The sequence below is a fragment of the Mycobacterium sp. 852002-40037_SCH5390672 genome (assembly GCF_001665875.1).
GTDB lineage: Bacteria > Actinomycetota > Actinomycetes > Mycobacteriales > Mycobacteriaceae > Mycobacterium.
In genome coordinates this window covers 30,911-47,422 of sequence record NZ_LZTA01000062.1, presented here as the reverse complement: position 1 = coordinate 47,422, position 16,512 = coordinate 30,911, and the positions used below count along the sequence as shown (strand labels likewise).

At 69.0% G+C, this 16,512-nt stretch carries 14 protein-coding genes; 6 read left to right on the top strand and 8 right to left on the bottom strand.

The window, feature by feature from the left end; translation table 11 throughout:
* Position 1: 1 nt before the first annotated feature.
* The 4 genes from A5782_RS10065 to A5782_RS10050 are packed head-to-tail and all read right to left on the bottom strand — an operon-like array spanning position 2 to position 8,170.
* Positions 2-4,627 carry an ATP-dependent helicase gene (locus tag A5782_RS10065; protein WP_067098842.1) on the bottom strand — a complete coding sequence of 1,542 codons (4,626 nt, stop codon included), beginning with the start codon at positions 4,625-4,627 and terminating at the stop codon, positions 2-4.
* 39 nt (positions 4,628-4,666) lie between these two features.
* A complete protein-coding gene (locus A5782_RS10060; RefSeq protein WP_067098840.1) occupies positions 4,667-5,338 on the bottom strand; it encodes a TetR/AcrR family transcriptional regulator in 672 nt (223 codons plus the stop codon).
* A gap of 46 nt (positions 5,339-5,384) precedes the next feature.
* Positions 5,385-6,914 carry an aldehyde dehydrogenase family protein gene (locus tag A5782_RS10055; protein ID WP_067098921.1) on the bottom strand — a complete coding sequence of 510 codons (1,530 nt, stop codon included), beginning with the start codon at positions 6,912-6,914 and terminating at the stop codon, positions 5,385-5,387.
* Between the two features lie 2 nt (positions 6,915-6,916).
* Positions 6,917-8,170, bottom strand: coding sequence for a VOC family protein (locus A5782_RS10050; RefSeq protein WP_067098838.1), 1,254 nt, complete (start codon positions 8,168-8,170; stop codon positions 6,917-6,919).
* 30 nt (positions 8,171-8,200) lie between these two features.
* On the opposite strand from A5782_RS10050, the gene A5782_RS10045 reads away from it, so the two are divergent.
* The 6 genes from A5782_RS10045 (at position 8,201) to A5782_RS10020 (ending at position 12,659) form a co-directional block, all read left to right on the top strand.
* A complete protein-coding gene (locus tag A5782_RS10045) occupies positions 8,201-8,653 on the top strand; it encodes an Lrp/AsnC family transcriptional regulator (RefSeq protein ID WP_067098836.1) in 453 nt (150 codons plus the stop codon).
* Positions 8,654-8,705: 52 nt separating this feature from the next.
* Positions 8,706-10,055 (top strand): L-lysine 6-transaminase, encoded by a 1,350-nt coding sequence (gene lat, locus A5782_RS10040; protein ID WP_067098833.1) that lies wholly within the window; start codon positions 8,706-8,708, stop codon positions 10,053-10,055.
* A 216-nt stretch (positions 10,056-10,271) separates the two neighbouring features.
* The gene (locus A5782_RS10035) at positions 10,272-10,655 is read left to right on the top strand and encodes a hypothetical protein (RefSeq protein ID WP_067098918.1); all 384 of its coding nucleotides are present in this window, start codon (positions 10,272-10,274) and stop codon (positions 10,653-10,655) included.
* Between the two features lie 47 nt (positions 10,656-10,702).
* Positions 10,703-11,014, top strand: coding sequence for a protein UsfY (gene usfY, locus A5782_RS10030; RefSeq protein WP_067098830.1), 312 nt, complete (start codon positions 10,703-10,705; stop codon positions 11,012-11,014).
* 422 nt (positions 11,015-11,436) lie between these two features.
* Positions 11,437-11,874, top strand: a complete 438-nt coding sequence (locus A5782_RS10025; protein WP_007773234.1) for an ATP-binding protein — start codon at positions 11,437-11,439, stop codon at positions 11,872-11,874.
* Positions 11,871-12,659 carry an RNA polymerase sigma factor SigF gene (locus tag A5782_RS10020; RefSeq protein WP_067098827.1) on the top strand — a complete coding sequence of 263 codons (789 nt, stop codon included), beginning with the start codon at positions 11,871-11,873 and terminating at the stop codon, positions 12,657-12,659. The genes A5782_RS10025 and A5782_RS10020 overlap by 4 nt, the downstream gene beginning before the upstream one ends.
* Here A5782_RS10020 and A5782_RS10015 read toward each other — a convergent pair.
* The 4 genes from A5782_RS10015 to A5782_RS10000 form a co-directional block, all read right to left on the bottom strand.
* On the bottom strand, positions 12,630-13,061 hold the full coding sequence (locus A5782_RS10015; RefSeq protein WP_067098823.1) for an STAS domain-containing protein: 432 nt from the start codon (positions 13,059-13,061) through the stop codon (positions 12,630-12,632). The two genes, A5782_RS10020 and A5782_RS10015, sit on opposite strands and share 30 nt — an antisense overlap.
* A 188-nt stretch (positions 13,062-13,249) precedes the next feature.
* Positions 13,250-15,046 (bottom strand): acetyl/propionyl/methylcrotonyl-CoA carboxylase subunit alpha, encoded by a 1,797-nt coding sequence (locus A5782_RS10010; RefSeq protein WP_067098820.1) that lies wholly within the window; start codon positions 15,044-15,046, stop codon positions 13,250-13,252.
* 126 nt (positions 15,047-15,172) lie between these two features.
* Positions 15,173-15,592: a SufE family protein gene (locus A5782_RS10005; RefSeq protein WP_067098817.1), complete on the bottom strand. Its 420-nt coding sequence runs from the start codon at positions 15,590-15,592 to the stop codon at positions 15,173-15,175.
* 21 nt (positions 15,593-15,613) lie between these two features.
* The gene (locus tag A5782_RS10000; protein ID WP_067098814.1) at positions 15,614-16,504 is read right to left on the bottom strand and encodes a sulfurtransferase; all 891 of its coding nucleotides are present in this window, start codon (positions 16,502-16,504) and stop codon (positions 15,614-15,616) included.
* Positions 16,505-16,512 lie beyond the last annotated feature (8 nt).

Below are 16,512 nucleotides of genomic sequence, written 5' to 3'. Positions count from 1 at the left end.
GTCAGCGCAGGCGCATTCCGCGTGGGGTGCGGGCGAATCCGGCGTCGGAGAGCGCGTCGACCGGACCGGGTCCGTCCGCGCGGGGCGCCAAGGCGGGGACCCCGTCGATGCGTTCGATCAGGATCGAGGCGACGCGGCGGGAGGCGACCAGGTCGGCCAGCGCCGTCGCGGCGGCGTGATGGGCGGCGGGGCTGTCGGCGAAGGTGAGCAGCGACCGCCCGCCGCGCTCGAGGAACCAGGCCAGCTCGCCGTCGACCAGCACCACCAGCGCGCCGGCCTTGCGGCCCGGGCGCGCCCCCGGCCCGGCACCTTCGCCGCGGGAGGCGGGCCACGGCAGCGCGGCGCCGTAGGGGTTGGCCGGATCCGCGGCGGCCAGCGCGATCGCCCGGTACTCGGGCCGTTCCGGATCGACCCCGTCGGAGTAGGCGCGCAGCCGGTCGACGGTCGATGCGACGGCGAACTGCGCCCCGCCCAGCGACTCGATGAAGTAGCCGCGCTGGCACCGGCCCGCGTCCTCGAACGTGCTCAGCACCTTGTACAGCGTGGCGAACCCGCCGGCCACGCCCTCGGCGGTAACCGCGCCCCTGGTCAGAACGCCGTGACGGCCCAGCAGGAGTTCCGCTTGGTAGTGGGCGCGCAGCGTGGAATCCGGCTCCGGGGCCGGCAGGATCGACCACCGGCCGGCCACGGTCGGGTCGGCGGGCCGGGACTGCGGATGCGCGACGCTGTACCGGCTCAGCCGCGGTGGCCGATGCGACCGATGCGCGGGCGCCGAGCGCTTGCGCGTTCCGGTGCCACCGAGCAGGGCGCGCACCGGGGCGAACGTGTCGCCGGTGACCCAGCCGGCCCAGATCAGTTCCCACAGCGCGGCTTTGAGCTCCGATTCACCGAATCCGCCTTGCGTGAGTTGGCGGAAGAAGTAGGCGCCCCCCGGGGCCAGCGTGTCCAGGACGGCGCGGTGGGCGTCGCCCAACTCGATGTCGGCGGGCCCGGGCAGCGTCAACGGCGCGGATTCGCCGGGGTGCAACGCGATCCAGCCGTCGCCGCTGGAAATCGACCCGGCCCCCGACCAGGTGACCTCGCCGGTGGCGAGCAACTCGTCGAGCATCGCGGGAGAGTAGTCGCGGACCCGGGGGGCCAACACCAGCGGCTCGATCGCCGAAGCCGGCATCCGGACACCGGCCAGCTGATCGATCACCGACATCAGGCCGTCGAGCCCCGAATGACCTGGGGAGCGCGATGACTCGGCCGCCCCCACCCGATGCCAAGCCGGCAGGAACCGGCCGTAGGCGGCGGTGCTTACCGGCTCGACCTGCGACCGCAGCGCCGCCAGCGACCGCCGGCGCAGGATGCGCAACACGTCGGCGTCACACCACTGTTCGCCGCCCGCCACGGGCGCCCCCGGTGCCGCGGGCATTTCCGCCACGGCGACGAAGTCGCCGCGGACCAGCCGGCCGTCACCGGCCAGCCGGCCCAGGATGTCGGCGGTCACCCGCAGCCCCAACCCGAACCTGGCGGCGGCCTCGGCCGTGGTGAACGGGGTGTGGGTGCGCGCGTAGCGGCCCAGCAATTCGCCCAGCGGGTCGGCCACCTCCTCGGTGAAGGCCGCCGGCACGCCGAGGGGAACCGCGATGCCGATGCCGTCACGCAGCCGGCCGATGTCCTCGATGGCCACCCACCAGCTGCGGCCGGCGAACGACACCGTCAGCGCGCGCCGCGCTGCGCGCAACGCCTCCAGCCAGCCGCCCACGTCGGCGCCGCCGGCGCGGGCGGCCACCTCGTCCTCGGTCAGCGGCCCCAGCAGCCGCAGCAGGTCCGCGACGGCCTCGGCGTCGCGGGCGGCCCGCTCGGCCGAGAGGTGCTGGAGTTGGCGGCCGGTGGCGGCGATGATCTCGGGATCGAGCAGGTCGCGCAGCTCCACCCGGCCCAGCAGCTCGGCCAGCAGCGTGCTGTCCAGCGACAGCGCGGCGGCCCGGCGCTCGGCCAGGGGACTGTCGCCTTCGTACATGAACGCGCCGACGTAGCCGAACAACAGCGACGCCGCGAAGGGAGACGGTCTCGCCGTTTCTACTTCGAGGACCCGCACCCTGCGCTGGGCGATGCCGGTCATCAGCAGGGTCAGGGCCGGGACGTCGTAGACGTCCTGCAGGCATTCGCGGATGGTCTCCAGCACCACCGGGAAGTCGGGGTATTTGCGGGCCACTTCCAGTAACTGGGCGGCGCGCTGGCGCTGTTGCCACAGTGGCGAGCGGCGGCCGGGGTGGCGGCGCGGCAACAGCAGGGCGCGGGCCGCGCACTCGCGGAACCGCGACGCGAACAGCGCCGAGCCGCCCACCTCGGCGGTGACGATCGGGTCGATCTCCTCGGCGTCGAAGACGAAAAGGTCGGCGCCGGGCGGGACGTCAGTGCCCGCGTCGGACGTGAAATCGGAAAAGGTGTCGGGCAGGCGGACCACGACGCCGTCGTCGGAGGCGGTGGGCTTCTCGTCGATGCCGTAGCGTTCGCGCAGCCGCCTGGCGACCGCGAGCGCCAGCGGTCCGTTCACCGGCAGGCCGTACGGGGAGTGCAGGATCACCCGCCAGTCGCCCAGTTCGTCGCGGAACCGCTCGACCAGCAGGGTGGTGTCGGTGGGCACCACCCCGGCGGCGCTGCGCTGCTCGTCGAGCAGTCGCCATAGGTTGTCGGTCGCGTACGCATCGAAACCCAGGCCGGCGCACCTGGTGTCGAATGCCTCCCGCTTCAGGCCGGCCAGCTCGCCGGTGAACGCGCCGAGCGCGGCGCCCAGCTCGGCCGGGCGACCCAGGCCGTCGCCGCGCCAGAACGGCAACCGGGCCGGCTGGCCGGGTGCCGGGATCACCAGCACCCGGTCGTGGGTGATCTCGGTGATCCGCCAGCTGGTGGCGCCCAGCGAGATGACGTCGCCGGGGCGCGACTCGTAGACCATTTCCTCTTCGAGTTCTCCAACCCGCGAAGGCTTTTCGGCTTCAGAGGCCAGGTAGACGGTGAACAGCCCGCGATCGGGGATGGCGCCGCCGGACGTCACGGCCAGCCGCTGCGCACCGGGGCGCGCGGTCAGCGTTCCGGTGTCGCGGTCGTAGACCAATCGCGGTCGCAGCTCGGCGAATTCGGTGGACGGGTACTTGCCGCTCAACAGGTCCAGGGTGGCCTCGTACACGCTGCGCGGCAGCGTCGCGAACGGGGCGGCCCGCCGCACCGTGTCGAACCACCGATCGGCGTCCAGCGGTTCCAGCGCGGCCGCGGCCACGGTCTGCTGCGCCAGGATGTCGAGCGGATTGGCGGGCACCCGCATGGTTTCGATCTGGCCGGTCAGCATGCGCTGCACGCTGACCGCGCAACCGATCAGGTCGGTGCGGTGCTTGGGGAACAGCACCCCCTGCGAGACTTCGCCCACCTGGTGGCCGGCCCGCCCGATGCGCTGCAGGCCGCTGGCCACCGACGGCGGCGCCTCCACCTGGATCACCAGATCGACGGCACCCATGTCGATACCGAGCTCCAGGCTCGACGTGGCGACCACCGCCTTGAGCAGCCCGCGTTTGAGGTCCTCTTCGACCAGGGCGCGTTGCTCCTTGCTCACCGAACCGTGGTGGGCGCGGGCCAGTAGCGGGGCGGCGCCGTAGGTCTGGCCGCTGCCCATGATGTGCGCCGGGGCCCCGCCGGCCACCTTCGCATTGGCGTCCGTGGACAGTTCGACGCCGCTGCGTTCGGCGTGAATCTCGTTGAGGCGGGCGGTAAGCCGCTCGGCCAGCCGTCGCGAGTTGGCGAAGACGATGGTCGAATTGTGCGACTCGATCAGGTCGACCAACCGGTTCTCGACGTCGGGCCAGATGGTGTTGTTCGCCAGGTTGGCCATGTCGGGCACCGGCACCTGCACAGAAAGTTCGACCGTCTTGGCCGATGGCGGAGCGACGATGGTCGTGGGCGCCTGCCCGGACAGGAAGCGGGCGAGTTCCTCGGGCGGGCGCACCGTGGCCGACAACCCGATGCGCTGGGCGGGTTTGTCCTCCCGCAGCGCGTCCAGGCGCTCCAGCGACACCGCCAGGTGCGCGCCGCGCTTGCCGGCGGCGATGGCATGGATCTCGTCGACGATCACGGTCTGCACGCCGGCCAGGGTCTCGCGGGCGGCCGAGGTGAGCATCAAGAACAGCGACTCGGGAGTGGTGATCAGCACGTCGGGCGGGCGGTTGATCAGCTGGCGACGGGTGGCCGGCGGGGTATCGCCGGAGCGGACCCCGACGCTGATGTCGGGGGCCGGCAGGCCCTGGCGTTGGGCGATGCGGGTGAGCCCGGCCAGGGGAGTGCGCAGGTTGCGCTCGACGTCCACGGCCAGCGCCTTGAGCGGGGAGACGTAGAGCACGCGGGTGCCGGGCGGGCGCTCGGCCGAGCCCGCCAGGCTGTCCAGGGCCCACAGGAACGCCGCCAGCGTCTTACCCGATCCGGTGGGGGCGATGACCAGGGTGTTGTGGCCATCGGCGACGGCGTTCCAGGCGTCGGCCTGCGCGGTGGTCGGTGCGTCGAATGTGCTGGTGAACCACTCACGGGTGATCGCGCTGAACCGGCCCAGTGGGTCGGCGCGGCCGGAGGGCCCGGAATCAGCGCGAGTGCTCACCTGTCCATGGTGCCAACGGGCACCGACAAAGCGCGTCGGCTAGCGCGCTTCGATACGAGCCGTGGACATCGCGTGGGAGAGTTCCCCGGGGATCTCGGGCACCCGGGCGATGGCGTCGAACAGCGAGTGCGCGCACGCGTCGGCAAGGCGATCGGCGTCGGTCGTGGGATCGATGATGCGCTGCCGGCACAGCTCGAAGGTGAACGCCAGCCAGCCATGGCAGATCACCCGAAGGTCACGTTCGACGTCGGGCTCCAGTTTGCGCGCGGGCGTCTTGGCCACCAGGTCGGTGATTCGGCTCATGATGTGTTCGAGCTGACGGTTCTTGGCTTCGTCGTCGACGCCCAGCAGAACCGGGTCGGAACGGCCAAGCCCGACGTAGGCCGCCCACGCGGCCTCGGGATTCTGCTCGTGGTAGGCCATGTAGGCCATCACGCCGGTCCGGACTTCTTCGTACATGGTCAGGCCGGTGGCGTCGTCCATGTTGGTGTTCTCGTACAAGCGGTCGGCCTCGTCTTTGACCACCGCCGCGAAAAATGCTCGTTTGTCGGGGAAATAGTGGTACATCAGGGCCCGCGATACCCCGGCGCGTTCCGCGATCTCATCGATGCGGACCTCGTCGTAGGGTCGCTTCCCGAAGACCTCTGCCCCTAAAGCGAGCAGCTCAGCGCGTCGATCCTCGGGGGATAAGCGCCTGCGGGCTGTCGGCATGTGTCAGATAGTACTCATACGACATGAGACGACGGCCACATTGGATTCATCCGAACTTCACACCCTGGGCCAGCGGCAACTCGCCGGAATAATTGACGGTATTGGTACTTTGGCGCATGTAGGCCTTCCACGAGTCCGTGCCGGATTCGCGTCCGCCGCCGGTCTCCTTTTCCCCGCCGAACGCGCCACCGATCTCCGCTCCGGACGTGCCGATGTTGACATTGGCGATTCCGCAGTCGGATTCGGCGAGGAACCGCTCGGCCTCCCGCAGGTCGGTGGTGAAGATGGCGGACGAAAGACCCTGTGGCACCGCATTGTTGAGCGCGATCGCGTCATCCAGCTCGTCGTAGGTCAGCACGTAGAGGATGGGTGCGAACGTCTCGGTCGCCACGATGGCGGTCTGCGCGGGCATGAGTACCAGCGCCGGCGCGACGTAGTAGGAACTCGGGTGTTCGGGGACTTGCGGGTGGGTGCGGTCGCCGCCGATGACCTCGCCGCCGTCGGCGCGAGCCTGTTCCAGCGCCCCCACCATGTCGCGGTAGGCGGTCTCGTGAATCAGCGGCCCGACCAGCGTGCCCGGTGCGGACGGGTCACCGATCCGCAGCTGCCCGAAGGCCGACACGACGCGCGCGACCACCTCGTCGGCCACCGAGCGGTGCACGATCAGCCGGCGCAGGCTGGTGCAGCGTTGACCGGCGGTGCCGGCGGCGGCGAACACCACCGCGCGCACCGCGAGGTCCAGGTCGGCCGACGGCGTCACGATGGCCGCGTTGTTGCCGCCCAGCTCCAGCAGCACCCGCCCGAATCTCGCGGCGACGCGGGGACCGACGGCCCGGCCCATCGCGACGGAGCCGGTCGCGGACACCAACGCGATGCGGGGGTCGTCCACCAGCAGCTGACCGAGGTCGCGGTCGCCCAGCACCAGGGAACTCACCGCCGGCGGGGCGCCGACATCGGCTGCGGCCCGCGCCATCAGGGACGCGGTGGCCAGCGCGGTCAACGGCGTCAGCTCCGAGGGCTTCCACACCACCGGGTCCCCACACACCAGCGCCAGCGCGGCGTTCCAGGCCCACACGGCGACCGGGAAGTTGAACGCGGTGATCACCCCCACGACACCGAGCGGATGCCAGGTCTCCAGCAATCGGTGGCCGGGCCGTTCGGATGCGATGGTGCGGCCGTAGAGCTGGCGCGACAGGCCGACGGCGAACTGGCAGATGTCGATCATCTCCTGCACCTCGCCGTTCGCCTCGGAGGTGATCTTGCCGACCTCGAGGGTCACCAAGGTGGCCAGCTCGCTGCGGTGCGCGGTCAGCAGCTCGCCGAGCCGCGCCACCAGCGCGCCGCGGACCGGGGCCGGTGTGCTGCGCCACACCGAAAACGCTTGGGCGGCTTCGGTGATCGTCCGCTCGGCACGCTCGGACGTGGTGGGCGCGACGGTGAACAGCACCTCGCCGGTGATCGGTGTGCTGGCCGGCATTCCGTGGCCGTCCGGCTCCCCCAGTGTGACGTCGGCCCCCATCGCCCGCAGGGCGTCACGCGCCCGCGCGCGCAATTCGTCAGCTGAAGGCATGGGCATGGTCATCGTGGTGCCTCCTGGGAGAGCGCTTCGTAAAGCGGGTACGGATCGTAAATCTCGCGGCCGATGGACCCGGCCAGCCACTGGGCGTCGTAGCCGGAATCGTCGGCGGCGTCGGCGTTTTCGAACCCGCCGTGGGCATCGACGTTCGACCGGAAAATGCCGGCCGCCGACGCGGGCAGGAAGTCCTCGTAGACGATCGGTGCCGACGGGTCACCACCGCGGTAATAGGCGAGTCCCTCGGCGGCCATTTCCGCGTCGGTGCGCGGGAAGTACTTCGCCCACACCGCCGCCGGGTCGCCGGCCTGCATGGCGGCGTCGTAGCGTTGGTGGCCCTTCGGTGTCAGCGCGACCCCGCGGGCTTCCACTTCACCGAAGCGCACCCGCAGCGTCGCGTCGGTGATGCGGCCGTCGTCGCCGAGGAAGCGGCGTGGTTCGGCCAGGGCGCGAAAAGAGGTCTGGCGCAACAGGACCTGCGGGCCCTCGGTGCGGGGTGGGCCCTGGATGGCGTCGATCATGGTGATGCCGCGCCGGTTCATCCGCTGGTACAGATCGTCGATGTCGAGCACCCGCGGCGTCAGGTGGTTGATATGGGTGGTGCCGACGCCGGCGATGTCGGCGGCCACCGGGGAGACCCGCGCCAATTCGTCGTACCAGGATCGCTGGATCGGGTGGCCGGACAGCGCGAACGCCGCCACCGCGGACGCGACGAACGCCCGCGCCTGGTCGGCCTCGCAGCCACCCTCGGCGGCGAGCATCCGCGCCCGGGCGGCCAGCGCGGGGTCGAACAGTTGGCGCTGGCCCAAAAAGGTGTCGATGCGGCGGCGCAGGTCGCGGTCGAAATAGCGCGGGTCGCGGGTGGCCAGCATCGAAGTGAACACCCGAAAGGGATTGCACGACAACTCTTTTGCATCGATGGGCCGAAACGCGGTCGACACCACCGGGACGGGTGAGGCCGCGTGACGCAGGTCGTAGTAGCCCACCGGCAGCATGCCGAACGCGGCGAACAGATCGGCGACGGCCACCAGCTCGGCCGGGCTGCCCACCCGGATCGCGCCGTGTCGCTCGGCGGTGACGCGCCGCAACGAGCCGAAGCGTTCGGCATTGGCATGGCGCGCTGCGTAATCGGCGTTGACCTGTCCGCTGACCTCGACCAGGGTGCCGTATGCCGGCACCTCGGCGGCGTACATCGCCGACAGGCCCGCGGCGAATTGCGCCCGAAGCTGCCAGGTGTGCAGCCATTTCGTACGGCTCACCGCGGGCCGTTCCTGCGATAGTCTCCGGCCATGAGTGAGACGCTCGACGAGGTCGACCGGATTCTGGTGCGCGAACTGGTCGCCGACGGACGGGCGACGTTGGCGGAGCTGGCCACCAGCGCCCGGCTGTCGGTCTCGGCCGTGCAGTCGCGCGTGCGCAGGCTCGAGGCGCGCGGCGTGATCTCGGGGTACTCGGCGCGCATCGACCCGGAGGCCGTCGGGCACCTGCTGTCGGCGTTCGTGGCCATCACTCCCTTGGATCCGTCTCAACCCGATGATGCGCCCGCCCGCCTCCAGCACATCGAGGAGATCGAATCGTGTCACTCGGTGGCCGGCGAGGAAAGCTACGTCCTGTTGGTACGCGTCGAGTCCGCACGGGCGCTGGAGGAACTACTGCAGCGGATCCGGACCGCGGCGAACGTCAGGACGCGAAGCACCATCATATTGAATACTTTTTACGCTGATAGGCAACGAATACCATAAAATATACGGCACACACCTCATGATTCCGTAAAAACCGGCTACCATAGGCGGCATGACCGCCACCCTGGAACGCTTCGCCCGCGCCGGTCGGCGCACCGAGCCGGACCGGGTCCACGAGGTACTGGCCCGCAGCATTCTGGTCGACGGTTTCGACCTTGTGCTCGATCTGGCCCGCTCCGCCGGCTCCTACCTGTACGACGCCCGCGACGGCCGCCGCTACCTCGACATGTTCACCTTCTTCGCCTCGTCCGCGCTGGGCATGAACCACCCCGCGCTGGCCGACGACGAGGAGTTTCGCGCCGAACTGGCGCAGGCCGCGCTGAACAAGCCGAGCAACTCCGACGTGTACTCGGTGGCGATGGCCGGTTTCGTGCAGACCTTCGCCCGGGTGCTGGGCGACCCGGCCCTGCCGCACCTGTTTTTCGTCGACGGCGGGGCGCTCGCGGTGGAGAACGCGCTCAAGGTGGCTTTCGACTGGAAGAGCCGGTTCAACGAAGCACACGGGATCGATCCCGCGCTGGGCACCCGGGTACTGCACCTGCGCGGCGCGTTCCACGGCCGCAGCGGATACACGCTGTCGTTGACCAACACCAAGCCGGTCACGGTGGCCCGCTTCCCCAAATTCGACTGGCCGCGCATCGATGCCCCGTTCATCCGGCCGGGCCTGGACGGGGCGGCCATGGCGGCGCTGGAAGCCGAATCGCTGCGACAGGCCCGCGCGGCATTCGAATGCCACCCGCACGACATCGCCTGCTTTGTGGCCGAACCCATCCAGGGCGAGGGCGGCGACCGTCACTTCCGGCCCGAGTTCTTCGCCGCCATGCGCGAGCTGTGCGACGAGTACGACGCTTTGCTGATCTTCGACGAGGTGCAGACCGGCTGCGGCCTGACCGGAACGCCGTGGGCCTACCAGCAATTGGGCGCGCATCCCGACGTGGTGGCGTTCGGCAAGAAGACCCAGGTGTGCGGCGTCATGGCGGGCCGCCGGGTCGACGACGTCGCCGACAACGTCTTCGCGGTCTCCTCGCGGGTGAACTCGACGTGGGGCGGCAACCTGGTCGACATGGTGCGCGCCCGCCGCATCCTGGAGGTGATCGAGGCCGACGAACTGTTCGAGCAGGCCGCCGAACGGGGTGCCTATCTGCGCGGCCGTCTCGACGAACTCGCCGGCGAATTTCCCGGCCTGGTGCTCGAGCCCCGCGGCCGCGGACTGATGTGTGCGTTCAGCCTGCCGACCACCGCCGACCGCGACGAGCTGATCCGCGGCCTGTGGCACCGCGCGGTGATCGTGCTGCCCTCGGGTCACGACGGCGTCCGGTTCCGTCCGGCGCTGACCGTCTCGCGCTCGGAGATCGACGCCGCGATCGGCGCCGTGCGCGCCGCGCTCAGGAACCTGAACTAGGGCTTGACCTCGCGCCGAGCCGGTTTACCCGGGTTTGCCGCGGGGTATCTGTAGCCGTGCGCCTTCCGCTGCTACCAGCGCGGCGTTGCTGCCGAAGTACCCGTGGCGTCCGGAGCGCCGTGGGATGACTCGGCGGACAACCTGCCCTAGTGCGGTAACTAATGCGACGCGGCGCGCGATGAATCAAGCGCGGGTACGAATCGGGAGGTGACAACGGTGCAGAAAGCGGACGCGCGATCAGGTGGGGATCGCTTGGGGCAGGAGGACGGCGAGGTGCTCGCCGCCATCCGGTTCGCCGTCTTGGCCACGCTTGCTGCCGTCGGCTTCCTGTTGGTCGCTGCCGTGTGGGTGAGTACGTGCCCGGGAGTGAGTGTGGACACGGTGGCGTGTGGTCCTCCCCAGCGCACGCTGTTGGCGTTCGGGGGTCCGCTGATCGCGTTGGTCGCCGGGATCTGGGCGTTCCTCCGCACTTACCGGGTGTGGAAGGCCGAGGGAACCTGGTGGGGATGGCACGGCGCCGGCTGGTTCCTCCTGACCGCCATGGCGCTGATGGTTGCCATGGGTGTTGCTCCGATCGCCGGTCCGGTACTGGCCCTTTAGGTTTGTTCTCCCGCGATCTACCGTTGATCATGCGGTGAGGAGCAGCTATGGGAGACACCTATCACGACCCGGTCGATCATCTGAGGACGACGCGACCGCTCGCCGGTGAGTCGCTGATCGACGTCCTGCACTGGCCCGGGTACCTCTTAGTTGCCGCGGCCGTGATCGGGGCCTGCGGAAGTCTTGCGGCGTTCGCCAGCGGACATCACCACGAAGGCATGACCGCGGGCATCGTCGCGGTGATCGCCGCGGTGCTGGGGCTGGCCTGGCTGGCGGTGGAGCACCGCAGGATTCGCAGGATCGCTGATCGGTGGTACACCGAACATCCCGAGGTCCACCGGCAGTGGCCGGCCAGCTAGGGAGGGCCGAACGACTTCGGCGGGCGGCCTTTTTCCGCAGGTGACCTGGCCCGACGCCGCACTGTGTGAAATCTCGCATGAAAGCGAATTCGGAGGTTACGCGCGCGAACTTCTGGGTATCAGGTCTGCACCATGATGAGTGCCGGAACGGTTGCGTTTGCGTGGTCACCCCATCATGGGGGACAACATCACGAACACACCGACATAAATGCCTACTGCGACGACGATCCAGACGACCAGCGTGACCCCGGCGATTACCGCGACGCGCCTATACCGGCGCGTCGCGTCTGTGTCGGTCGTGTCAGGCCCATCCGCATCGGGCCGAATACCCGGCGGCGATCATGACTAACCGGCTCGAACGCGAGGTCGACGGCGGACTGCGAAGCAGTAGTAGTGTCGGTCAAACATTGCCGGGAGACCATATGAACGATGCTGGATTGCACGCTAACAAGCGTCCGCGCGGCCACCGCGCCGTCGAGCTCCACGTTGCTGCGCGACTGGAGAACCTCGCAATGCTGCGCACCTTGGTCGGTGCCATCGGCACCTTCGAGGACCTGGATTTCGATGCGGTGGCGGACCTGCGGCTCGCGGTCGACGAAGTGTGCACCCGGTTGATTCGTTCGGCCACTCCCGATGCGACACTGATCGTCGTGGTCGACCCGCAAGACGACCAGTTGGTGGTGGAAGCTTCCGCGGCGTGCGACACCCACGACGTGGTGGCGCCGGGCAGCTTCAGTTGGCACGTGCTGACGTCGTTGGCCGACGACGTCCAGACTTTCCATGACGGTCGCGAGCCCAATGAGACCGGCAGTGTTTTCGGCATCACACTGACGGCGCGACGGGCGGCCTCCAGCAGGTGACAGCGCGAGCTGCCGGCGGTTCGGTTTCGCGTCCGAACGAATACGCCGATGTTCCGGACATGTTCCGTGAGTTGGCCGATGTCACGCCCGACTCGATGGAATTCCAGCGTCAACGGGACAAAATCGTCGAGCGCTGCCTGCCGCTCGCCGACCACATCGCACGTCGCTTCGAGGGCCGCGGGGAACCGCGCGACGACCTGGTGCAGGTGGCGCGCGTCGGATTGGTCAACGCCGTGGTCCGCTTCGACGTCGACGCCGGTTCGGACTTCGTTTCCTTCGCGGTGCCCACCATCATGGGCGAGGTTCGCCGCCACTTCCGCGACAACAGCTGGTCGGTGAAGGTTCCGCGGCGGTTGAAGGAACTGCACCTGCGGCTGGGCACCGCCACCGCCGATCTGTCGCAGCGGCTGGGCCGGGCGCCGACGGCGACCGAACTCGCCGCCGAGCTCGAGATGGACCGCGAAGAGGTGGTCGAGGGCCTGGTCGCCGGCAGCTCCTACAACACCTTGTCCATCGACAGTGGTGGCGGCAGCGAGGAGGAGGAAGCCCGCGCGATCGCGGACACTCTCGGTGACGTCGACACCGGCCTGGACCGCATCGAGGATCAGGAGTCGCTTCGCCCCCTGCTCGAGGCGTTGCCCGAGCGGGAGCGAACCGTGTTGGTGCTGCGCTTTTTCGAGTCGATGACGCAGACGCAGATCGCCGAGCGCGTCGGCATCTCTCAGATGCACGTGTCGCGACTGCTGGCGAAGTCGCTAACGCGGCTCCGTGACCAGTTGCAGTAGCGGCCGGGGTTCGTCGTCTTCAACCCGCAGCGGTTCCAGCAGCGGCTCGGCCCGCGGCGTCGTGACCGGAAGCGTGCCGTCCGGGTCGCAGACCCGCAACAACCTCGCCACCGCCGGGCTCGGCGCCATGGCCCAGGACACCTGGGCGGCTGAGCACGCCACATTGATCCGGTGCAGCGCTGAAAAACCCGCAGTGCCAATGAATTTCAGGCCGCGCAGGTCAAGTATCACCCGCCGGGAGCGGCCGGTGCCCTGTTGCACGTACGCGGCGAGTTGATCGGCGTTGGCCGCGTCGAGCTCACCGTCCACCGTGATCAGGGTGCCCGTCGGGCCCCAGCGGGCAGTGAACTGTGCTGTGCGGCTTTGTTGCCAAGATTGGGCCACAGACATGGCTGACTCCATCCCATTGGGGGGATTCCTGCTGTAAATACGTCAGCTACGTGAAAAAAGTTCGGAGCAGAAGGAAGGGAATTCCGCCTGCCCCCACGTCATGAACGTATAGCGGGTGGCTGTGAACTCAACCTGGTCCAAAACTCTACTCGCGGTAGCCGGGGCCTACAACGTTGTCTGTGAAATCTCTCGCCGCAGCGTTACTTGATCTCGGCGAGCACCGTGCCCTGGGTGATGGCGGCGCCGGCCTCGACGGCAAGTCCGGTGATGACGCCGTCCTTGTGGGCGGTGACCGGGTTCTCCATCTTCATCGCCTCGAGCACCACCACCAGGTCGCCTGCGGCAACCTCTTGGCCTTCCTCGACCGCGACCTTGACCACCGTGCCCTGCATGGGCGCGGTCACCGCGTCACCGGAAGCAGCCGCACCCGCGTGCGCCCCGCGCTTGCGCGCCTTGGGCTTCTTGCGGATGACACCGGCCGGATCGGCGGCGCCACCGCCCGACAGCGCCAGGTCGCCGGGCAGCGACACCTCGAGCCGGCGTCCACCGACTTCCACGACCACCTTCTGGCGCGGGCGGGCGTCCTCTTCGTCCAGCGGCTCGCCGCCGGTGAACGGCTCGATGGTGTTGTTCCACTCGGTCTCGATCCAGCGGGTGTGCACCGAGAAGCCGTCGTCGTCACCGATGAACGCCGGGTCGGACACCACGGCGCGGTGGAACGGGATGACCGTGGCCAGACCTTCGACGTGGAATTCGTCCAGCGCCCGGCGGGAGCGGGCCAGCGCCTCCTCGCGGGTGGCGCCGTAGACGATCAGCTTGGACAGCATCGAGTCGAATTGGCCGCCGATGACCGAGCCGGCCTCGACACCCGAGTCCAGCCGGACGCCGGGCCCGGTCGGGATGTCGTAGCGGGTGACCGGACCGGGCGCCGGCAGGAAGCCGCGTCCGGCGTCCTCGCCGTTGATCCGGAACTCGATGGCGTGCCCGCGCGGCGTCGGGTCCTCGGTGAGGTCGAGCTTCTCGCCGTTGGCGATCTTGAACTGCTGCAACACCAGGTCGATGCCGGCGGTTTCCTCGGTGACCGGGTGCTCGACCTGCAGGCGGGTGTTGACCTCCAGGAAGGAGATCAGGCCGTCCTGGCCGACCAGGTATTCGACGGTCCCGGCGCCGTAGTAGTGCGCCTCCTTGCAGATCCGCTTGGCCGACTCGTGGATCTCCTTGCGCTGCGCATCGCTGAGGAACGGCGCGGGCGCCTCCTCCACCAGCTTCTGGAAGCGGCGCTGCAGCGAGCAGTCCCGGGTGCCGGCGACGATGACGTTGCCGTGCTGGTCGGCGATCACCTGCGCCTCGACGTGACGGGGCTTGTCCAGGTAGCGCTCGACGAAGCACTCGCCGCGTCCGAACGCCGCGACCGCCTCGCGGGTGGCCGACTCGAACAGTTCGGGGATCTCCTCGATGGTGCGGGCGACCTTCATGCCGCGCCCGCCACCGCCGAAAGCAGCTTTGATCGCGATCGGCACGCCGTATTCCTTGGCGAAAGCGACGACCTCGTCGGCGTCCTTCACTGGTTCAGGGGTGCCGGGCACCAGCGGGGCCTGCGCGCGGGCGGCGATGTGTCGTGCGGTGACCTTGTCGCCGAGGTCGCGGATCGACTGCGGGCTGGGCCCGATCCAGATCAGGTTCGCGTCCAGGACCGCCTGAGCGAAGTCGGCGTTCTCCGACAGGAAGCCGTAGCCGGGGTGGATGGCGTTGGCGCCGGACTTGGCCGCCGCATCAAGGATTTTGCCGAAGTCCAGGTAGGACTCCGCCGAAGTTTGACCGCCCAAAGCGAACGCCTCGTCGGCCAGACGCACGTGCGGTGCGTCGGCGTCGGGCTCGGCGTACACCGCCACGCTGGACAGGCCCGCATCGCGGGCCGCGCGGATCACCCGGACAGCGATTTCGCCGCGGTTGGCGACGAGCACTTTGGAGATCCTCGAGCTGGCGTGACTAGCCACTGCGCCTCCTGTTTGGCATATCCGCAGACGCATTTCTGCGGGCTTCTCTAAGAGAATTTCTTACAACGAGTTCTCGGGAAGTCTAAGCGGCGCGCCGTTCGGCCCGACGAGGCGGTCCATGTTTTTTCAGGACGACTCGCGCAGCCTGCGCTTGATGCGGGCGAGCATCGCCGACAAGCCGCGCAACCGCAGCGGGCTGATCAGAGCGGCCAACCCGAGGTCGGCATAGAAATCCTCGGGCACCGCCAAAATGGCGGCGGCGGGCTGCTCGTCGAGACCGGCCGCCAGAATCGACGCGAACCCGCGCGTGGTGGGCGATTCGGCCGGCGCGCTGAAGTGCAGCCGCACCCGGTCGGGGTCGCTGGCGTCGACATGCATGAACAACGGGGTCTGGCACTCGGGGACCGGCTCCATGGCCGCCTCTTCGAGGTCGGACGGCAGCGCCGGAAGTTCGTTGGCGAATTCCAGCAGCAGCACCAGCTTGTCCTGGCCCTCGACTTCGGCGAAGTCGGACACCACTTCGGCTAAGGGAGCGGGCAGACTCATAAGACAGTCATCGCTTCGCCATCAGACCGCAACGGCGCCCGGCTCTTCACCCGCCACGATCGGCGTGCGCACGGTGTTGCCCCACTCCGTCCACGATCCGTCGTAGTTGCGCACCCCGGGCTTGCCCAGCAGATGCGTCAGCACGAACCAGGTGTGGCTGGAGCGCTCGCCGATGCGGCAGTACACGACGGTCTTGTCGTCCGGCTCGATGAAGCCGTACAGCTCCTCGAGCTCCTCGCGGCTGCGGAACCGGCCGCTCTCGTCGACCGCCTTGGCCCACGGGATCGACCGGGCGGTGGGGATGTGGCCGCCGCGCAGCACGCCCTCCTCGGGGTATTCGGGCATGTGCGTGCGCTTGCCGGTGTACTCGTCGGGCGAGCGCACGTCGATCAACGGCTGGCTGCCGAGAATGCCCAGCACGTCGTCCTTGAAGGCGCGGATGGGCCCGTCGTTGCGCGTCACGACCGGGTAGCCGCTGGACGTCTTGGTGGGGACGTCCAGGGTGGTCTCCCGGCGTTCGGCCAGCCACAGATCACGGCCGCCGTTGAGCAGCCGCACGTCCGGGTGGCCGAACAGGGTGAACACCCACAGCGCATAGGCCGCCCACCAGTTGCTCTTGTCGCCGTAGATCACCACGGTGTCGTCGCGGGCGATGCCCTTGCGGTCCATCAACTCCGCGAACTGCGCTCCGTCGATGTAATCGCGGACCCGGGGGTCGTTGAGGTCGGTGTGCCAGTCGACCTTCACCGCGCCGGGGATGTGACCGACGTCGTAGAGCAGAACGTCCTCGTCGGATTCGACGATCGCCAGACCGGGGGTGCCTTGGTTGGCGGACAGCCAGTCGGCGGTGACCAGTCGCTCGGGGTGGGCGTAGGCCGACAATGTCGGGCTTGGATCGGCGGGTAATGACACGTGATCGA

What these genes read in the sequence shown, in the direction of transcription:
- A5782_RS10060 (WP_067098840.1), bottom strand. Translation starts at nt 5,338, where the DNA reads ATGCCGACAGCCCGCAGGCGCTTATCCCCCGAGGATCGACGCGCTGAG.
- A5782_RS10055 (WP_067098921.1), bottom strand. Translation starts at nt 6,914, where the DNA reads ATGCCCATGCCTTCAGCTGACGAATTGCGCGCGCGGGCGCGTGACGCC.
- A5782_RS10045 (WP_067098836.1), top strand. Translation starts at nt 8,201, where the DNA reads ATGAGTGAGACGCTCGACGAGGTCGACCGGATTCTGGTGCGCGAACTG.
- lat (WP_067098833.1), top strand. Translation starts at nt 8,706, where the DNA reads ATGACCGCCACCCTGGAACGCTTCGCCCGCGCCGGTCGGCGCACCGAG.
- usfY (WP_067098830.1), top strand. Translation starts at nt 10,703, where the DNA reads ATGGGAGACACCTATCACGACCCGGTCGATCATCTGAGGACGACGCGA.
- A5782_RS10025 (WP_007773234.1), top strand. Translation starts at nt 11,437, where the DNA reads ATGAACGATGCTGGATTGCACGCTAACAAGCGTCCGCGCGGCCACCGC.
- A5782_RS10015 (WP_067098823.1), bottom strand. Translation starts at nt 13,061, where the DNA reads ATGGAGTCAGCCATGTCTGTGGCCCAATCTTGGCAACAAAGCCGCACA.
- A5782_RS10005 (WP_067098817.1), bottom strand. Translation starts at nt 15,592, where the DNA reads ATGAGTCTGCCCGCTCCCTTAGCCGAAGTGGTGTCCGACTTCGCCGAA.